The organism is Corynebacterium sp. CCM 9203 (genome assembly GCF_041357675.1).
Taxonomy (GTDB): Bacteria; Actinomycetota; Actinomycetes; order Mycobacteriales; family Mycobacteriaceae; genus Corynebacterium.
Map to the genome: position 1 here is coordinate 241,137 of NZ_JAUERY010000003.1, position 18,070 is coordinate 259,206.

An 18,070-nucleotide genomic window follows, 5' to 3' on the forward strand; every position below is an offset into this window, starting at 1 on the left:
CCGGTCTGGGATGATTGGTCCGAAGAAACCACGGCAGGAGGATCGGTCACCATGACGTCAGTCGACCATACGGGTGCACCCGGTGTGGGAATCCGCTCGGCCCTACTCCGGCTTCTCCGCGCAGCAACCCAGCGCCGGATCCCGGCGGTGACCGCTCTTGTGGCGACAATCCTGGTGACCCTGTTCGAGACGGCCACTCCCCTGCTTACCCGAGATGCCGTCGACATCGCGCTCGGGATTCACCCGGGGGAAAGAGTACCCGGACTATTTCCCGGGATAACTCCGTTGAACACGGTCGTCATCATGCTCTGCACCGTGGCTGTTCTACGCTTCCTCTTTCAGTTTGCCCGCCGGTTCACCGCCGGTGCCGTGGCGTTGGAGACCCAGCGGAGACTCCGGGTCCGACTTCTGGAGTCCTTGCTGAAGTTGGATGGTCCGGGACAGGACGCACTGCACACTGGACAGGTGGTGAGTCGGTCGATCTCAGACATCAACACGGTGCAGGGACTTCTGGCGATTCTGCCGTTGACATTCGGCAACATCCTGAAACTTCTTCTGACAATGGTCGTGATGCTCTGGTTGTCACCGCTTCTCGCACTCGTCGCCCTGGCAACGCTACCGGTCGTTGTTCTGCTCGGTGCACGAGGCAGACGGAGTCTCTTCGCCTCCACCTGGTCTGCACAGCAGAAGGCTGCGGACCTGGCGACCCGTGTCGAGGAAACGGTAACCGGAGTTCGGGTTGTCAAGGCTTTCGGACAGGAAGAGAACGAGATCTCCCGGATGGACAAGGCGGGACGCGAGCTCTACGCCCACCGCATGCGCGCCGCCCGCATCAACGCGCGGTTCCAACCCGCGCTGGACCAGTTACCTATGATCGCACTGGTCGTGAACATCGCCTTTGGTGGCTGGCTCGCACTGCACGGCGGCATCACGGTGGGTACGTTCGTGGCCTTCTCCACTTATCTGACGACCCTCACCACCGTTGCACGGGTACTCACCGCAACAGTTGTCCGCCTGCAGATGGGGGCAAGCTCGGTGCAACGGGTCTTCGAGGTGATCGACCTCCGGCCTGCTGATGCTATCGCCGTGACCGACATCGGATCGCGGGTACCAGCGGGTCCACTCGGACTACGGATGGAGGAGGTCACGTTTTCCGACGGCGAACGTCAGATCCTCTCTGGACTATCCCTCGATGTACCCAGAGGGTCGACGGTGGCGGTGGTCGGTCCTCCCGGATCCGGTAAAACGATGCTCGTTCATCTGCTGGGTGGCTTCTACCGTCCGGACTCCGGCCGTATCCTGTTCACAGCACCGGGGCAACCGGACACCGGTTTCGCGGAGATCGACCTCCAGGATCTCCGTTCAGATCTCGTATGTGTCTTCGACGAGCCCTTCCTCTACTCCGCTACGGTTCGAGAGAACATTGCGGTAGGTGCTGGGGATCACTCCGTCGGGGATGACGAGGTGCTCGCCGCAGCCCGCGCAGCGCAGGCACACGAGTTCATCATGGACCTCGAACACGGATACGACACCCCTGTAGGGGAGAGGGGACTCACGCTGTCCGGTGGTCAGCGTCAGCGCATCGCACTCGCACGGGCACTGCTCGCACACCCGCGAGTGCTGGTCCTCGACGACGCAACCTCCGCAGTGGATGCAATCACCGAGGCAGCCATCTACCGGGCGCTCAAGGACTATCTCCCTGATGTCACCGTACTGACGGTCGCGCACCGCAGTTCCACGCTCGAGCTCTCCGATAAGGTCGCTCTCATGTTCGATGGTCGAGTGATCGAGTCGGGGACGTTGGAGGAGATGAGTACCGCCCCCCGTTTCGCGGAGCTCATGGACCTTGCGCTGAGGCCCCCACATACCGGGTGTGGACCAGCATCTGAGCTCTGCAGCGCAGATGAACCGGATGACGAAGACCTCTGGCCGAAGGTCCGGGCCGATAACGGGGTTCGGTGGAATCCCAGCCCCGGGATCGCCCGTGCGGTTCCAACCGCCGGAGGGCGGGGGCGCGGTATCGGGACGGTACCACCCAGTGCCCGGCTCCTCGCAGAGGTCGAGGACCTTCCTCCGGCGACTGAAGACCCGGGAATCGATTGCCGACCTCTGCGTGCGGACATCGGGGAGTTTTCTCTCCGAACGCTTCTCCGTCAGGCCCGTGGTCTGACCTGCGCGGTGATCATCCTCCTATTCGTCGCTGTCGCGACGGATCTGGCGTTCCCAAGCCTGGTCAGAACGGCTGTCGACGACGGAGTCATCGGGGGCGATACGACAGCACTGTGGTGGGCATCGGCTGCTGGCGGAGGTGTCGTATTCATCGCGTGGTTCGCCGCCGTATGGCGTACGGTGTTGACGGCCAGAACCGGGGAGCGCCTGCTGTTCGGCTTGCGACTCCGCTCCTACGCACACCTGCAGCGACTGGGACTCTCCTATTTTGAGTCGACCATGTCCGGAAGGATCATGACCCGGATGACCACCGACATCGACGCTCTGAGTTCCTTCCTTCAGACCGGCTTGGCCCAATCCGTGGTGGCGATCGGGACACTGGTCGGCATCGGCACTGTTCTGGTAGCCACCGACCCGGTTCTCGCCCTCTGGGCATTCTGGTCAGTGCCCGTCATCATCATCGCGACCATCATCTTCCGGACTATCTCGGCCCGCCTCTACACCCGGGCACGAGAGCAGGTGAGCACGGTCAACGCCGACTTCCAGGAGTCCGTTACCGGTTTACGTACGGTCCAGATGCACTGTACCGAGGAGCACCGCCTCGCTACCTTCATTTCACGCGCCGACGCCTACCGGCGGACGCGAGTCCGCGCCCAGATCGCCGTAGCACTCTATTTCCCTGGTATCGCGTTGGTCTCCGAACTATCCCAAGCCATGGTGCTCGGTGTCGGTGCGGGTCTCGTGATGGAGGGGATGATCAGCGCAGGCGTCCTGGTCGCCTTCATCATGTACATCGGACAGTTGTTTAGCCCAATTCAGCAGTTAAGCCAGATCTTCGACAGTTACCAGCAGGCATCCGTCGGCTTGACTCGCATCACCGATTTCCTCTCGACACGGAATGATGTCCCGGACACCGGTCGCCGGGAGGGGTGCGAAGCAGCCGCATCCGGGCCGATTTCCCTCGATTCAGTTTCTTTCGCATACCCGGGTTCACGGGACCGGGTCGTCACAGAAGGTCTCAACCTGCATTTCGAACCTGGGAAAACGGTGGCGGTGGTCGGTCCGACTGGTGCAGGAAAGTCAACCCTGATCAAATTGCTCGCCCGGTTCCACGATCCGGTCGCGGGTTCCGTCCGAGCCTCCGGTGTCGATATTCGGGATTTTCCGCTGTCGCAGTGGCATCACCAGATCGGCCTGGTCCCACAGGAACCGCATCTTTTCACCGGCACAATCGCGGAAAACATCTCGTACGGCCGTCCCGGAGTCGACCGTGCCACGATCACTGACGCAGCACGACGGGTGGGAGCCCTATCCGCCATCGCTCGTTTACCGGCCGGTTTCAATCATCCCGTCGGTGAACGTGGGCGGGGCCTAAGCTCAGGACAACGTCAGTTGATCGCTCTAGCCAGAGCTGAACTCGTTGAACCGAAGCTGCTGCTTCTCGATGAGGCAACAGCCACCCTCGATCCCGCCACCGAGGCCGCGGTTCTCTCCGCTGCGGAACGTGTCACCGGAGGACGTACCGCGGTCATCGTCGCGCATCGGCTTGCGACCGCCGCGCGGGCCGACCGAATCCTCGTGATTGACAGGGGCCGAATCATCGAGGACGGAGTGCACACCGAATTGTTGGAGAGCGACACCCTCTACCGCGACATGTGGGAGGCGGCCACACGTGTCGGAGCCGTCGGTCTTCGGTACGTTCGCTCAGCACCGGACACCGGAAAACGGTAACGTGAGCGCGGTGCGGTGTCCGTATTGATGTGTCCCCGCTCCCGCCGCGGCACGATTCAGATCGATCCCACGTCGCGACGATGCGACAGAACGGGGTTGCGGCAACTAGCCTGTAGTCAACGACTACAGTGGACATACTGACGTAGGTTAACCAAGGAAATGAGGCGAGCACCTGCCGTGAGCAGCGCTAGTACTTTCGGCCAGAACCAGTGGCTGGTAGACGAGATGTTCCAGCAGTTCCAGAAGGACCCCGGGTCCGTGGACAAGGAATGGCGGGACTATTTCGAGACACAAGGTGCCCCTTCAAGCACCCCCGAAAAAACCCCCGCTGCAGCCGTGCAGAAGCCCGCTGAGCCAACGTCCGGCAAGCGAGCACAGGCCCCCACGGTCAGTGCGGCATCTTCACAGCCAACTGCCCCTGAAAAGGGGATAGGTATCCAAGCTGAGAAGGAGAAGCCTAAGGCTCCCGCCGCCAAGGCACGCGATCACGCGCCGAAGTGGGAGGGCTCTTCGACCCATTCGCGGGACAGCGCCGCAGAACGGCTCTCGAAGTCCCCGCTGGGCCGCATCGGTGATCTCCCCGAGGCCGGTAAGCAGCAACTGACGGGGATCGCGAAGGCCATCGCGAAGAACATGGATCTCTCCCTTGAGGTCCCCACCGCAACATCCGTGCGCGACATGCCCGCACGGCTCATGTTCGAAAACCGCGCGATGGTCAATGACCAGTTGCGCCGTACCCGTGGTGGAAAGATCTCCTTCACCCACATCATCGGCTACGCGATGGTCAAAGCCACCATGGCACATCCCGCGATGAACAACTCCTACGATGTCATCGACGGCAAGCCGACCATGGTCGCCCACGAACACATCAACCTCGGCCTCGCCATCGATCTTCCGCAGAAGGACGGCTCCCGTGCACTGGTCGTCGCGGCCATCCGGGAGTGCGAGCACCTCTCCTTCTCCGAGTTCGTCGATGCCTACGAAGACATCGTCGCTCGCGGCCGCAAGGGAAAGCTGACCGGTAGGGACTTCTCCGGCGTCACCATCACGCTGACAAACCCGGGCGGTATCGGGACACGGCACTCGGTCCCGCGCCTCACCAAGGGGCAGGGAGCGATCATCGGTGTCGGTTCGATGGACTACCCGGCGGAGTTCGCCGGTGCCTCGGAGGACCGTCTAGCGGAACTTGGTGTCGGCAAACTTGTCACCATCACCTCCACATACGATCACCGCATCATCCAGGGGGCGGAATCGGGTGAGTTCCTGCGCACAATGAGCCAGCTCCTCACCGATGACGCATTCTGGGACCACATCTTCGACTGCATGCAGGTTCCCTACACGCCGATGCGCTGGCGTCAGGACATCCCGAACACCGGAGTGGACAAGAACACCCGTGTCATGCAGCTCATCGAGGCGTATCGCTCGCGTGGTCACCTGATCGCCGATACCAACCCATTGCACTGGAACCAGCCCGGGGTGCCGATCCCGGATCACCGCGACCTCGACATAGCCACCCATGGCCTGACACTGTGGGATCTCGACCGGAAGTTCTCCGTCGGCGGGTTCGCCGGCCGCGAGCAGATGACCCTCCGGGAGGTTCTGACGACCCTCCGGCAGGCGTACACCCTCAAGGTCGGTTCCGAGTACACACACATCCTCGACCGTGACGAACGAACCTGGCTGCAGGACCGTCTCGAGGCGGGCATCAACAAACCCACTGGCGCAGAGCAGAAATACATCCTCCAGAAGCTCAACGCAGCGGAGGCCTTCGAGAACTTCCTCCAGACCAAGTATGTAGGGCAGAAGCGGTTCTCCCTCGAAGGGGCCGAGAGCCTGATTCCCCTCATGGACGCCTGCATCGACACCGCCGCCGGACAGGGACTCGACGAAGTCGTCATCGGTATGCCGCACCGCGGCCGGCTCAACGTCCTCGCCAACATCGTCGGCAAACCGCTCCGTAACCTGTTCAACGAGTTCGAGGGTAACTTCGACCCGGCCCAGGCCGGCGGCTCCGGTGATGTGAAGTACCACCTCGGAGCCGAGGGGCAGCACATACAGATGTTTGGTGATGGTGAGATCAAGGTCTCCCTCACAGCAAATCCCTCCCACCTCGAGGCCGTGAACCCGGTCATGGAGGGTATCGCCCGCGCCAAACAGGACATCCTCGACAAGGGGGAGGACGGCTACTCCGTTGTCCCGCTACTGCTCCACGGTGACGCAGCTTTCGCGGGCCTCGGTATCGTCCCTGAGACCATTAACCTCGCGCAGCTCCGCGGGTACACCGTGGGTGGCACCATCCACATCGTGGTGAACAACCAGATCGGCTTCACCACGACCCCCGACTCCGCCCGTTCAATGCACTACGCCACGGACATCGCCAAGGGATTCGGTTGCCCAGTGTTCCACGTCAACGGCGATGATCCCGAAGCCGTCGTGTGGGTCGGGCGCCTCGCCACCGAGTATCGCCGCAGGTTCGGCAAGGACGTCTTCATCGACCTCGTCTGCTACCGTCGTCGCGGACACAACGAAGCCGATGACCCGTCGATGACGCAGCCGCAGATGTACGAGATCATCGACAACCGGGACACCGTCCGTACCCGGTACACCGAGGATCTTCTCGGCCGTGGTGACCTCTCATCCGAGGACGCCGAGGCCGTCATCCGTGACTTCCACGATCAGATGGAGTCCGTCTTCAACGAGGTTAAGCAGGCCGGTAAGAAGCAGGCCTCCGCTCAAGAGGGAATCACGAGTTCCCAGAAACTACCGCACGGGTTGGATACCTCCATCACCAAGGCCGACATCCTCGAGATTGGGGACGCCTTCGGTAGGACCCCGGAAGGTTTCACCATCCACCCGCGTGTCCAGCCGGTAGTGAAGAAACGCATGGAGAGCGTCCATGAGGGCGGCATAGACTGGGGTTGGGGCGAGCTCATCGCCTTCTCATCTCTCGCGAACTCCGGCAAACTCGTGCGTCTCGCTGGCGAGGATTCCCGCCGTGGTACGTTCACCCAGCGCCACGCCGTTCTCATCGACCCGAAGACCTCCGAGGACTACAACCCACTCAATGCACTCGCTCAGTCGAAGGGCAACGGTAAATTCCTCGTCTATAATTCCGCACTCACCGAATATGCGGGTATGGGCTTCGAATACGGTTACTCCGTGGGTAACCCGGATGCCGTTGTCGCCTGGGAGGCACAGTTCGGTGACTTTGCCAACGGTGCGCAGACCATCATCGACGAGTACGTATCCTCCGGCGAAGCCAAATGGGGGCAGACCTCCGGGGTCATCCTGCTTCTACCGCACGGCTACGAGGGCATGGGACCGGACCATTCCTCTGCGCGCATCGAGCGCTACCTGCAACTGTGCGCGGAGGGTTCCATGACCGTCGCACAGCCGTCGACCCCGGCGAACTACTTCCATCTGCTGCGTCGCCACGCACTGAGCGAACTCCATCGCCCATTGGTTGTATTCACTCCGAAGTCGATGCTGCGGATGAAGGACGCGGCAAGCCCCGTCGAGGATTTCACCGAGGTACGCAAGTTCCGCTCCGTGATCAACGACCCACGTCTCGTCGACCGCGACAACAACGTCATCGGTGATGTCGACAAGGTCACCACCATTCTGCTGGTTTCCGGCAAGCTCTACTACGAGTTGGAGAAGCGCCGGAAGAAGGACGGCCGCGAAGACGTCGCGATCATCAGGTTGGAGATGTATCACCCGATACCGCACAACCGACTCAAGGAGGCATTCGAGTTCTACCCGAACGCCACCGAAGTCCGGTTCTGCCAGGATGAGCCTGCTAACCAGGGAGCCTGGCCGTTCCTCGCCCTCAACCTCCCAGAGCGGGTCCCGGACATGCCGCCGCTGAAGAGGATCTCCCGCCGTGCGCAGTCCTCGACCTCGACCGGCATCTCGAAGGTCCATCAGTTCGAGCAGCAGCAGCTCATCGAATCGGCATTCGCACCGGACGCCTGAGAGAGCGAGAACCCGGCGAACGGAAAGACCCCGCCCTCACGTTTTCAGTGGGGCGGGGTCTTTCCGTTCACGATGCTTTCCGGTTCTTGCCTCGGTTGATCGCGATGCACTCCGTACCTATAACCCCTCAGCCTGCAGGTACGGAACCACTGCGGCAGATACCGAGTTGGAGTCCATGGCCTTACCGGTCAACTCACGGATGTCAGCGGTCGAGATCGTACCGCCAACGGAATTAAGGATGAGCCGGTCCCGACGGTCGAGCATCGGTTTCCGGTATACGGGCACAATGTTCTGCGGCAGTTCCGGACCGTCATAGTTCTCGCATCCCAGCGCATTCGACGGATCGGTCGCCATCATGTTGCCGGGAAGCGAACCCACCATCGCCGCATACACCTTCTCCCGCCATTCCCCCGAATTTCTGTCGACCTCACCTGATTCAACAGCAGCCGTGTACTCCCTGGAGAGTTCAGCCGCAGCCACGGGGTTGAGCTGATGGAGCAATTCTCCAGTGCATCCCACCACGAGGTCAGCTCTCCGCTCATTGAGCCTCTCGATACGCTGGTTGTCATTCGACGCGGTCTCCAGAGTCAGGTACGCATCACGCTGATGGGACCGTAGCGTCCGCTGATACATCTCGCCGAGTATCCGCTGCTCAATCGACGAGGAGTTCACGGATATCTGCACGGGCCGGAACTCTGATTCCCCGGGAGGGGCTGCGGGTTCGGGCGCGCAGGCGGACAGGAGAGGGGCACCGACCACCGAAGCCAGAACAACCCGGCGTACCCATCGCAAAACCTGGCGTGAGTCAGCGTGCATCATGAAGTCTCCTGGATAGTACGGGACAGCTTCGTGGCGGTACACGTTATTCGGGCATCGCCGACACCCCGTTTCAGCTCTCGGGAGACCACTCTACTGCGGATAGCGCATGATGCGCCCAATTTCCCTCCCGAAGGATGTTGTACGCGCATCGGAACTCGGTACACTCACTGCTGATCAACGGTGCCCGGAGCCCCTTCCGTGCCAACTCGACCCGCCCGCACCGCCAGAAGGAGACCCAAGCCCGATGCCCAGTATTCGTCGTGTCCTCAAACCCAGGACTTCTCCCGCCGACAAGGTCTCCCCTTCTCCGATGCATCCGGATGCCCCGGTCGAGGAAGCGATCGAACGCTGCACCGTGTACGTCGACGGAGAGGACGACGGTCACCGGCACACCTACCGCAGTGCACTCCGGCATGTCCGGAACGAGGGCCGTGGCTGGGTCTGGCTCGGTCTCCTGGAGCCCAATGAACGCCAGATGATGGAGATCGCTGACGCGTTCAACATTCACGAGCTCATCGTCGATGATGCGGTCAATGCTCATCAGCGTCCCAAAGTGGAACGATACGACCAGCAGTTGTTCATGGTCGTACGTTCAGTAATGTTCAAGGAACATGAGTCAGTAAACGACGCCTCGGAGATCATTGAGACCGGTGAGATCCAGATGATCCTCGGGCCCGATTTCATCATCACCGTCCGACACGGGAAACCCTCAAATATCAAGGGCCTACGCAAACGCGTGGAGGAGGATCCCGAACAGACAGCTCTCGGCCCCTCATCCGTTGCCTGGATGATCATGGACGCCGCCGTCGACGAATACGTCCGGATCAGCGGTGAACTCGCCGCAGACGTCGACGAACTGGAGGCCGAGGTATTCACCCCGAACGAACGATTCGATATCCAGACCATCTACATGCTCAAACGAGAGATACTCGAGATGCGGCACTCGATCGATCCGCTCGCCGCCGCACTCCGGTTACTGCTCGAACGTAACAACGACATGCTGCCCGGTGAACTCATCCGGTACTTCCGGGATGTGCTCGACCACGAGTTACTGGCCGTCGACAATGTCCGGGGTCTTGATGAACGACTTTCCGCACTGATAGATGCGGGTGTAGCAAAGATCACACTCCAGGAGAATGACGACATGCGAAAGATATCCTCCGTCGCAATCATGGCCGCCGTCCCCACCGTGATCGCCGGTATCTACGGCATGAACTTTGAATACATGCCCGAACTCGGCCTCAAGTACGGCTACTATCTAGCGCTGCTGCTCATACTCGGATCGGTGGTGTTCCTGTGGTGGCTACTCCGGCGCAAGAATTGGTTGTGACAGATCACCGCTGCACGTTGTAACGACCGACGAGGTTCGCACGGGCAATTTCATCCCGAGCACGGCGAGCATGTTCCGGGGCACAAAGGACGTCGTACCGCCCGGCGACGATCTGCGTTGTGGTCGCAAAGTCCCGGCGCCCCTTAGACGCCGCATACGGCACCGCCGCCGCAATCAGCCCGAAGATGACCCCCATCACAATGCCGTAGATCATCGGCGCCAGGAGACTACCAAAACTGTCGCTGAACAGGATCATCAAGACACCGACGAAAAGCCCCATCCACGCCCCCGACACCGCACCAGCGGCAAGAACCCGGCCCCAGGTGAGTCGGCCAACGACTCGCTCAACCTCCATCAGATTTACCCCGACGATTGTGAGCTCGTTGACCGGGAAATCACCGCGGTCACTCAACATGTCCACTGCAGCCTGTGCTGAGGCGTAGTCCTCAAAACTGCCCACTGGCCATCCCTCCGGGCGGCAACGTTCCCCGGTCGAGTTCCGGTTCGGACCGGTACCGAAAGGTGTCATGCCCACAATCTCCTCCTGCGGTGTGACGGAAGTGTCCTCCGCCGGGACCCGGCGGGTTCATCGTCCTTCCGTATAACGGCCGTACTCGGGGGAATGTTCCCCTGGCAGGCAAGCACAGTAAACTAGATTCTCATGAGCCAAATCACCCGTGTCTACGTCGGCCGCCTCTCGGGCATGATCGTCCGCGGCCCCGACACAGACGTCATCGGACGTGTCCGGGACATCGTCATCGCGGTGCGCCCCATCGGACAGACCTCTCGGGCGCTAGGCCTCGTGGTCGAGATGCTGAACAAACGCCGGATCTTCCTTCCGATGCTCCGGATCGCCGAGATCGCACCCCAGGAAATCGTTCTCGCCACGGGTTCGGTTTCCCTCCGAGCATTCCAGTCCAGGACCGGTGAGCTCAGTGTCCTGGCGGACATCGTCGGATCAAAGGTTCAGGTTGATGACCCTGAGCTTGATCATCTCCACGGACGCGCACTGGAAATCGCAGATGTCGAGTTGGAACGCACCCGTACCCGCGACTGGGTGATTTCCCGAGTTGCCGTCTACCATGAGAAACCCAAATTCGGTCGACGCCCGAAGTTGGACGTCGTCCCCTGGACACACGTACACGGAATCTCCGCCAGTGGCACAGGTGACCCGGATGAAACCGCGGAGCTGATCGCCCAGTTCGATGACATGCGTCCCGCCGATATCGCGACACAGCTTTACACAATGCCCGCGGCACAGCGGGAACAGATCGCTGTTGAGCTCGACGACGAACGCCTCGCTGACATCATGCAGGAGCTCCCCGAGGAACGTCAGGCGGAACTCCTTGAGGCGCTCGACTTCGAACGGGCAGCAGACGTTCTGGAGGAGATGGATCCCGATGATGCTGCGGACCTCCTCGGTGAGCTTCCCGACGCCAAGGCTGCAGCCCTGCTGGAGGAGATGAATCCGGAGGAATCCGCTCCGGTCCGTCGACTGATGAGCTTCTCGCCGGACACCGTGGGTGCGCTCATGACTCCGGAGCCACTCGTTCTCACCCCGCAGACGACCGTCGCGGAGGCACTCGCCTTCGCTCGCGACCCAGAACTGCCGACTTCCCTTTCTTCCATGGTCTTCGTTGTTCGGCCCCCCACAGCGACCCCGACAGGCAAATACCTGGGATGTGTCCACCTGCAGCGGCTGCTTCGGGAACCCCCCGGGTCCCTCATCGGTGGTTGCCTCGATCCTGATCTCCCGCCGCTGTTCGCGGACGATGACCAGGAGACAGCCGCACGATACTTCGCCACCTACAATCTCGTCTGCGGGCCGGTCCTCGACGCCGACAAGCACCTCCTCGGTGCCGTCGCCGTCGACGACCTACTGGACCACATGCTCCCCGACGACTGGCGTGAACGGGGTCTCCGTCCTGCCCCCGACCCCAGTGGACAGCATCCTCTCCTTCGTTCCACCCCACGCACGACCCGCTGACAGACACACCACAATCACCCCGTTCGACCCTCTCTGACCATCGTGAAGGAGCCCCCGTGGCTGATTACCAGCGCAGTGACCTCGATACTCCGGTTGCCGGCCAGCGCCGAAAGCTGATCAACATCGACGGCGACTCGGTCGGCGCCTTCGCAGAGAAGGTTGCGCGATTCTTCGGCACCGGCGAATACCTCTTCTGGCAGACGGTATTCGTGATGATTTGGATCGCCCTCAATGTAGGTGCCTGGAAGTTTAGTTGGGATCCGTACCCATTCATCCTCCTCAATCTGGCTTTCTCCACACAGGCAGCTTATGCCGCCCCCCTGATTCTTCTTGCGCAAAATCGGCAGGAGGACCGTGACCGCGTGGTGATCGCGGAGGATCGTCGGCGTAGTGAGCAAACCAAAGCCGACACCGAGTTTCTCGCCCGCGAACTTGCAGGTGTACGGATCGCCGTCGGGGAGACCGTCACCCGTGATTATCTCCGCCGTGAACTTGAGGATCTCACCGACATGCTCGAACGTCTCGAAGCGAAGATCGACGATGAGTCCGCTGCACGCCAGGCCCGTGAACACCGGCGGCGGGGGGCCCACGACGGGAAAGACCTGCTCGCAGAACCGACCATGGGTGAGATCAACGACCGCGATGACACAGATGGTTGGCCGCATCCACAGCGATGATCCTCATCATCACGCCCACCAGCCCCGTGGGTAGTCACGGTCCGGGGCGCGCTAGGATCGGTGGGTGATGACTACCGTGACTGAATCCGAAGTCCGCGCCGCACTCTCCAGGGTCATCGACCCCGAGATCGGGCGCCCCATCACCGAGCTTGGTATGGTGAAATCCATCGTCATCGATGGTTCCTCCGTGCAGGTCGAGATTTATCTGACCATCGCCGGTTGCCCGATGAAATCCACCCTGACGGAGAATTCACGAGCAGCGGTGGCCGAAATCGATGGGGTGACTGACGTCACTGTTACCACTGACGTGATGAGCGACGAACAGCGCCGAGAGCTGCGTACCAGTCTGCGGGGCGCATCCGCTGAGGTCGTGAATCCCTTCGCGCAACCGGGATGCACCACGCGCATTTACGCAGTGGCCAGCGGAAAAGGCGGCGTCGGAAAGTCGTCCATGACCGTTAATCTGGCCACGGCGCTCGCCGCACGGGGCCTATCCGTCGGCATTCTCGATGCCGACATCTACGGGCATTCGATCCCGCACATGCTCGGTTCCGAGGAACGCCCACATCAGGTCGACGACATGATCATGCCGCCCATGGCTCACGGTGTAAAAATGATCTCGATCGGTCATTTTGTCGAGGGAAACGCACCCGTCGTCTGGCGCGGACCCATGCTGCACCGGGCGATCACCCAGTTCCTCACAGACGTGTTCTGGGGTGACTTGGACGTCCTTCTCCTGGATCTACCACCGGGTACGGGTGATGTCGCAATTTCCGTCGCCCAACTCGTGCCCAATGCTGAACTTCTCATCGTCACCACCCCCCAGGCCGCTGCCGCCGAGGTCGCGGAACGCGCGGGCTCAATCAGCCAGCAAACCCGACAGCGGATCGCCGGTGTCATCGAGAACATGGGCGCTATGGTCATGCCCGATGGTTCGACGGTAGATGTTTTTGGTGCCGGTGGTGGACAGACCGTCGCCGATCGGCTTTCAATTCTCACCGGAACCGAGATCGACCTTCTCGGCGAGATACCCCTTGACCCGGCTCTACGCGCAGGCGGAGATGTCGGTGTACCAGTGGTCATCGCACACCCTGACTCCCCGACTTCCCAGGCGATCGGTAAGGTCGCGGACAAAATTGCGGTACGGCGGGAGTCCCTCGCCGGTAGATCCCTCAACCTCGGTGTCGCTCACCGTTAGCACACTACGAGGAGTGCCCCTCCGCGGAATCGGAGGAGCACTCCTCGTCCAACAGATGATCCGGTAATCTCCCGGCCATCATGTGACATCCGACCAGTCTCCCGCAGCGACACCATCATCTGTATCGGGATGTCCGGTCGACCGCTCTGGCATATGCCGTTCTCTGTCGGGTCGTTCGACCCGAACGGTTTCCTCTGCCGCCCGTACGACTGTGGTGTTCTGCTCGGCCGCGCGCTGCCGATGAGCCTCGCCCGCAGTTCCCTCCGACATAATCTTCTTCGGGTCGAAGGAATCCAAGAAACTATCGTCTCCGTCGAAAAGGGTCTTGGCCAGAACAGCCCGCGGCCCCATTCGCTGCAGCGCAGCGAACTCCCCGATCGAACCCGTTATATCCTCGAATTCTGGACCGAACTCATCGCTCATCGAACGCTTCGCATCGTCAATCGCCCGCCGCGCCGCGAGAATCGCCGCACGGACATCCTGAATAACACGGGGGAGCCGTTCCGGTCCAATAACAATGAGACCCACGACAAAGAGAACGAATATTTCGGACCAACCGACACTGTTGAACACTCCTTCATCCTAACGGAAGGAAGGTGGTACCGTGCTCACCAGATTTTATCGTCACCATCCGCGAGATCGACGCACCGCACGGTAGAGAATATCCATCTTGTCGAGCAATGTCTGAGGCGGTGAACAGACCGAGTCTTCCACTCCTGGTCCCGCTGGACAGGACTGTGCGATGGAGTTCAATCGTTCCAGAAGGGAACTGGGCACACGGATATCATCATTCTCACCGCAGGTACGGAGCCGCTCGGCGGCGCGACGCTGCTGATCAACGTCATCCCTGCATTCCACACAGTGAACCATGTGAACCCGGGCCCGATGCGCGGCTCCCGGTGACAACTCACCGTCAACGAACGCGGCGACAGCTTCAGGACTCAGGTGTTCAACAGAAGCGAATTCCCTGGGCCGATTGCCTCGGCGCCACGGCCCCCCGTGCGGTGTCCACCCGTCCTCGGGCTGCTGTTCAACCATATCGAACCGCCTCCCTGCACATCTCTGTTACCAAGCCGAGCCACATCCCGGGTCCCTCACTGTATCTGCCGACAAGAATACGCTGTTCGGCGAATACAGTGCACCGGGCCTCCCGTTCGGGTGATCCAGTCAGCGGCTGAGAGGGATCAGAAGCTGAGCATCAGCATCGGTGCGGGCAGCCAATTCCAGACTGTTCCGAAGTTGGCTACGCCCCCGGTGGATACGTGAACGAACCGTACCCATCTTCACCCCGAGGGTGTCCGCAATCTCGTCGTAGGTCATTCCGAGCACATCACACAGTACGACGGCGACCCGAAACTCAGGACTCAGAGCATCAAGAGCCCGTTGGAGCACCGGGTCGAGGTTCGAGAAGTTGAACGCCTGTTCAGGGGTCATCTCGGTACCGGGCACACGATCATAGTCCTCCGGCAGTGCCTCCATCCGGATACGACTCCGATGTCGGACCATATCCAGGAAGAGATTCGTGGTAATGCGATGAAGCCATCCCTCAAAGGTTCCGGGCCGGTAGCTCTTGAGAGAACGGAACACCCGCATGAAGGTTTCTTGCGTGAGATCCTCCGCGTCGTGCCGGTTGCCGGACAAACGGTAGGCAAGCCGGTAAACCCCATCAGCATGCTCCTCCACCAGCTCGGCCCATGTCGGCATTTCCGCGGCACCCGCATCGAATGCGGCAGTACCACAGAGCGATACGGACCCGTCGACATCGGGGATCGCCTGAACTTCAGAAGGCCTGGGTGCTCCGGAGGGATCGGACATCATGCTTTGATTATCCATCAGAGAACTATCGTACAACGAAGCCCGCCCTTAAACCATCCTGATTTTCCCGCGTCAATTCAGTAACGCCCCCGGCCCCACCCCGAGGCCATCGGTGACATTTTTCGCTGAAACCACAAACACGAAAACCGGCGGGTTGTCTCGCTTTTCGGCTCACCGGCCATACACTTGTACACGTGAGTGACACTGCCTTCAACAACCTCTGTTCCTACATCACCGGAACCACCGACACCCCACCTGAACTCGTCTGCGCCCGAAGCGATGCGGAAGAGTTCGGCCTGACCGTACCCGATGAGATCACCGGTTCACTCCTTTCTACGCTCGCCGCGACCGCCACCAGAGAAACCTCGGCAGGTGCAATCGCCGTCACTCCCGCAGCCGCTGTCGTGGGGCTGTATCTGTTAGAGGGCCTCGGCGCACGAGGTACTCTCACCTGCATCGACCCCGAAGCCGAACACCAGAAGCAGGCCCGCGCGACGTTCACCGCAGCCGGATACCGGCCAAGCCGATTTCGATTCCTCCCGTCACGTCCGCTTGAGGTGATGGGGCGCCTCGCACCGGGGTCCTATCAGCTCGTCTACGGGGACATGCGGCCGAGCGATCTCCGGGCCTTCATCAACGCCGCTTGGCCACTGCTCGGTGACGGCGGGGTCCTCATTCTCGCGGACTGTCTACTCGACGGCACACTGTCCGACGCAACCCGCCGCGATCGCGACACGGTCGCGGCCCGGGAAGCGGACGACCATGCCCGCCAGATGGATGATGCTCTGATAACAAGATTGCCCTTGGGTGCAGGTATGACAATCCTCACCAAGCGTTCCTGCCCTACCGTCTGATTTTCTCGGACATAAAGAAGTGCGTTCGGCAGAAACCCTGCCGAACGCACTTCTTTCCGTTATCGCCTTGCCACCGATGTCACCGCGCCGAGCGCGGCGACCAGTGCAACCTGCCCGGCAGGCTAGACGACGACGTTTTTCCCGATACAGACAACTCCACCGGCACTCACGGTGAAGCGCCCTGCATCCCGTTCATGGTCAACCCCGATGAACTCCCCTTCGGAGATCACAACATTCTTGTCCAGGATCGCGTGGCGGACCACAGCGTTCTTGCAGACACGCACACCCGGCATGAGAACAGACCCTTCAACGGTCGCCCCTTCCTCGACGATCACGTTCGCCGACAGCACCGAGTTCCGAACCGTTCCACCGGAGATAATCGACCCCGATGCCACCATGGACGACTGGGCGATACCTCCCTGAACGAACTTCGCTGGCGGGTAATTACCGGTATCCGTGTTATGGATCGGCCAGCGGCGGTTATACAGGTTGAACACCGGGTGCACGGAGATCAAGTCCATATGTGCCTCATAGAAGGCGTCAATGGTACCGACGTCACGCCAATAGCCGCGATCACGGTCGGTGGCCCCGGGAACCTGGTTGGATGAGAAATCATAAACGTTCGCTTCGCCACGTTCCACGAAGAAGGGGATGATATCCCCACCCATATCATGGTCCGAGCCCTCATTTTCGGCATCAGCCTTCAGCGCATCAACGAGAGCCTTCGTGGTGAAAACGTAGTTACCCATCGATGCGAAGGTCATCTCCGGGTCGTCAGGAGTCGCCGGTGGATTAGCGGGCTTCTCCAGGAACTCAGTGATCTTTCCGTCGTCACCGGACTGGATGCAGCCGAATGCATTCGCCTCTGAACGGGGTACACGGATACCGGCGACGGACACGGAGGCCCCGGACGCGATGTGTTCCTCGACCATCTGGCGGGGATCCATTCGGTACACGTGGTCAGCGCCGAAGACAATGACGTACTCGGGATCCTCGTCGTAGATGAGGTTGAGGGACTGCAGGATCGCGTCAGCGGACCCTGTGAACCATCTCTTCCCGAGGCGCTGCTGAGCGGGCACGGGCGTGATGTACTGACCTGCCAGTCCGGCGAGCTGCCAAGACTGAGAGATATGCCGGTCAAGGGAATGGGATTTGTACTGTGTCAGAACACAGACGTTCATGTACCCGGCGTTGACCAGGTTGGAAAGGACGAAGTCGATCAGCCGGTAGGTGCCCCCAAAGGGAACAGCGGGTTTCGCACGGTCTTCCGTCAAGGGAGACAGGCGCTTACCTTCACCGCCGGCGAGGACGATGGCTAGGACATGTGGTTGGCTCCTCACGAGATCCACTGTATAAGAGAATTGCTGTCTATGGAGGGGTTCGATCAAATTAGATACTTTTCGATCTGATAACCGCTATGACAATGGTCACCTCCTGCATCCGTCACAGCATCGGCTCCGATGGGTGCCAGCCGCTCACGATAGGTACGGACACCCCCGACACCTCCCAAACACA

The 18,070-nt window shown here is 60.8% G+C and carries 13 protein-coding genes; 7 read left to right on the plus strand and 6 right to left on the minus strand.

Annotation, left to right across the window (positions count from 1 at the left end; all coding sequences use genetic code 11):
* Positions 1 to 51: 51 nt before the first annotated feature.
* Positions 52 to 3,900, plus strand: a complete 3,849-nt coding sequence (locus QWU44_RS07780; protein WP_370915118.1) for an ABC transporter ATP-binding protein — start codon at positions 52 to 54, stop codon at positions 3,898 to 3,900.
* Positions 3,901 to 4,077: 177 nt separating this feature from the next.
* Positions 4,078 to 7,875 carry a multifunctional oxoglutarate decarboxylase/oxoglutarate dehydrogenase thiamine pyrophosphate-binding subunit/dihydrolipoyllysine-residue succinyltransferase subunit gene (locus QWU44_RS07785; RefSeq protein ID WP_370915119.1) on the plus strand — a complete coding sequence of 1,266 codons (3,798 nt, stop codon included), beginning with the start codon at positions 4,078 to 4,080 and terminating at the stop codon, positions 7,873 to 7,875.
* A gap of 117 nt (positions 7,876 to 7,992) precedes the next feature.
* Here the strand turns inward: QWU44_RS07785 and QWU44_RS07790 are convergent, their stop codons facing one another.
* Positions 7,993 to 8,694 (minus strand): hypothetical protein, encoded by a 702-nt coding sequence (locus QWU44_RS07790; RefSeq protein WP_370915120.1) that lies wholly within the window; start codon positions 8,692 to 8,694, stop codon positions 7,993 to 7,995.
* A gap of 244 nt (positions 8,695 to 8,938) precedes the next feature.
* Here QWU44_RS07790 and QWU44_RS07795 point away from each other — a divergent pair, with 244 nt between their 5' ends.
* On the plus strand, positions 8,939 to 10,024 hold the full coding sequence (locus QWU44_RS07795) for a magnesium and cobalt transport protein CorA (protein WP_370915121.1): 1,086 nt from the start codon (positions 8,939 to 8,941) through the stop codon (positions 10,022 to 10,024).
* 4 nt (positions 10,025 to 10,028) lie between these two features.
* Here the strand turns inward: QWU44_RS07795 and QWU44_RS07800 are convergent, their stop codons facing one another.
* A complete protein-coding gene (locus QWU44_RS07800) occupies positions 10,029 to 10,553 on the minus strand; it encodes a general stress protein (RefSeq protein WP_370915122.1) in 525 nt (174 codons plus the stop codon).
* 132 nt (positions 10,554 to 10,685) lie between these two features.
* Between QWU44_RS07800 and QWU44_RS07805 the strand changes: the two genes are divergently transcribed.
* The 3 genes from QWU44_RS07805 to QWU44_RS07815 all read left to right on the plus strand — a co-directional run bounded on the left by QWU44_RS07805 (position 10,686) and on the right by QWU44_RS07815 (position 13,886).
* Positions 10,686 to 12,011, plus strand: a complete 1,326-nt coding sequence (locus tag QWU44_RS07805; protein WP_370915123.1) for a magnesium transporter MgtE N-terminal domain-containing protein — start codon at positions 10,686 to 10,688, stop codon at positions 12,009 to 12,011.
* A 56-nt stretch (positions 12,012 to 12,067) separates the two neighbouring features.
* Entirely contained in the window at positions 12,068 to 12,688 is a 621-nt protein-coding gene (locus QWU44_RS07810) for a DUF1003 domain-containing protein (protein ID WP_370915124.1), read from the plus strand.
* Between the two features lie 67 nt (positions 12,689 to 12,755).
* On the plus strand, positions 12,756 to 13,886 hold the full coding sequence (locus tag QWU44_RS07815; protein ID WP_370915125.1) for an Mrp/NBP35 family ATP-binding protein: 1,131 nt from the start codon (positions 12,756 to 12,758) through the stop codon (positions 13,884 to 13,886).
* 78 nt (positions 13,887 to 13,964) lie between these two features.
* Here QWU44_RS07815 and tatB read toward each other — a convergent pair whose 3' ends face one another.
* The 3 genes from tatB to sigE all read right to left on the minus strand — a co-directional run bounded on the left by tatB (position 13,965) and on the right by sigE (position 15,719).
* Complete coding sequence (gene tatB, locus QWU44_RS07820; RefSeq protein WP_370915126.1) at positions 13,965 to 14,459, minus strand: Sec-independent protein translocase protein TatB; 495 nt, start codon at positions 14,457 to 14,459, stop codon at positions 13,965 to 13,967.
* 51 nt (positions 14,460 to 14,510) lie between these two features.
* Positions 14,511 to 14,924: an anti-sigma factor gene (locus QWU44_RS07825; protein WP_370915127.1), complete on the minus strand. Its 414-nt coding sequence runs from the start codon at positions 14,922 to 14,924 to the stop codon at positions 14,511 to 14,513.
* Positions 14,925 to 15,053: 129 nt separating this feature from the next.
* Positions 15,054 to 15,719 (minus strand): RNA polymerase sigma factor SigE, encoded by a 666-nt coding sequence (sigE, locus tag QWU44_RS07830; protein WP_370915128.1) that lies wholly within the window; start codon positions 15,717 to 15,719, stop codon positions 15,054 to 15,056.
* Positions 15,720 to 15,895: 176 nt separating this feature from the next.
* On the opposite strand from sigE, the gene QWU44_RS07835 reads away from it, so the two are divergent.
* The gene (locus tag QWU44_RS07835) at positions 15,896 to 16,555 is read left to right on the plus strand and encodes an O-methyltransferase (RefSeq protein ID WP_370915129.1); all 660 of its coding nucleotides are present in this window, start codon (positions 15,896 to 15,898) and stop codon (positions 16,553 to 16,555) included.
* 122 nt (positions 16,556 to 16,677) lie between these two features.
* Here the strand turns inward: QWU44_RS07835 and glgC are convergent, their stop codons facing one another.
* Positions 16,678 to 17,895 (minus strand): glucose-1-phosphate adenylyltransferase, encoded by a 1,218-nt coding sequence (glgC, locus tag QWU44_RS07840; protein ID WP_370915130.1) that lies wholly within the window; start codon positions 17,893 to 17,895, stop codon positions 16,678 to 16,680.
* Positions 17,896 to 18,070 lie beyond the last annotated feature (175 nt).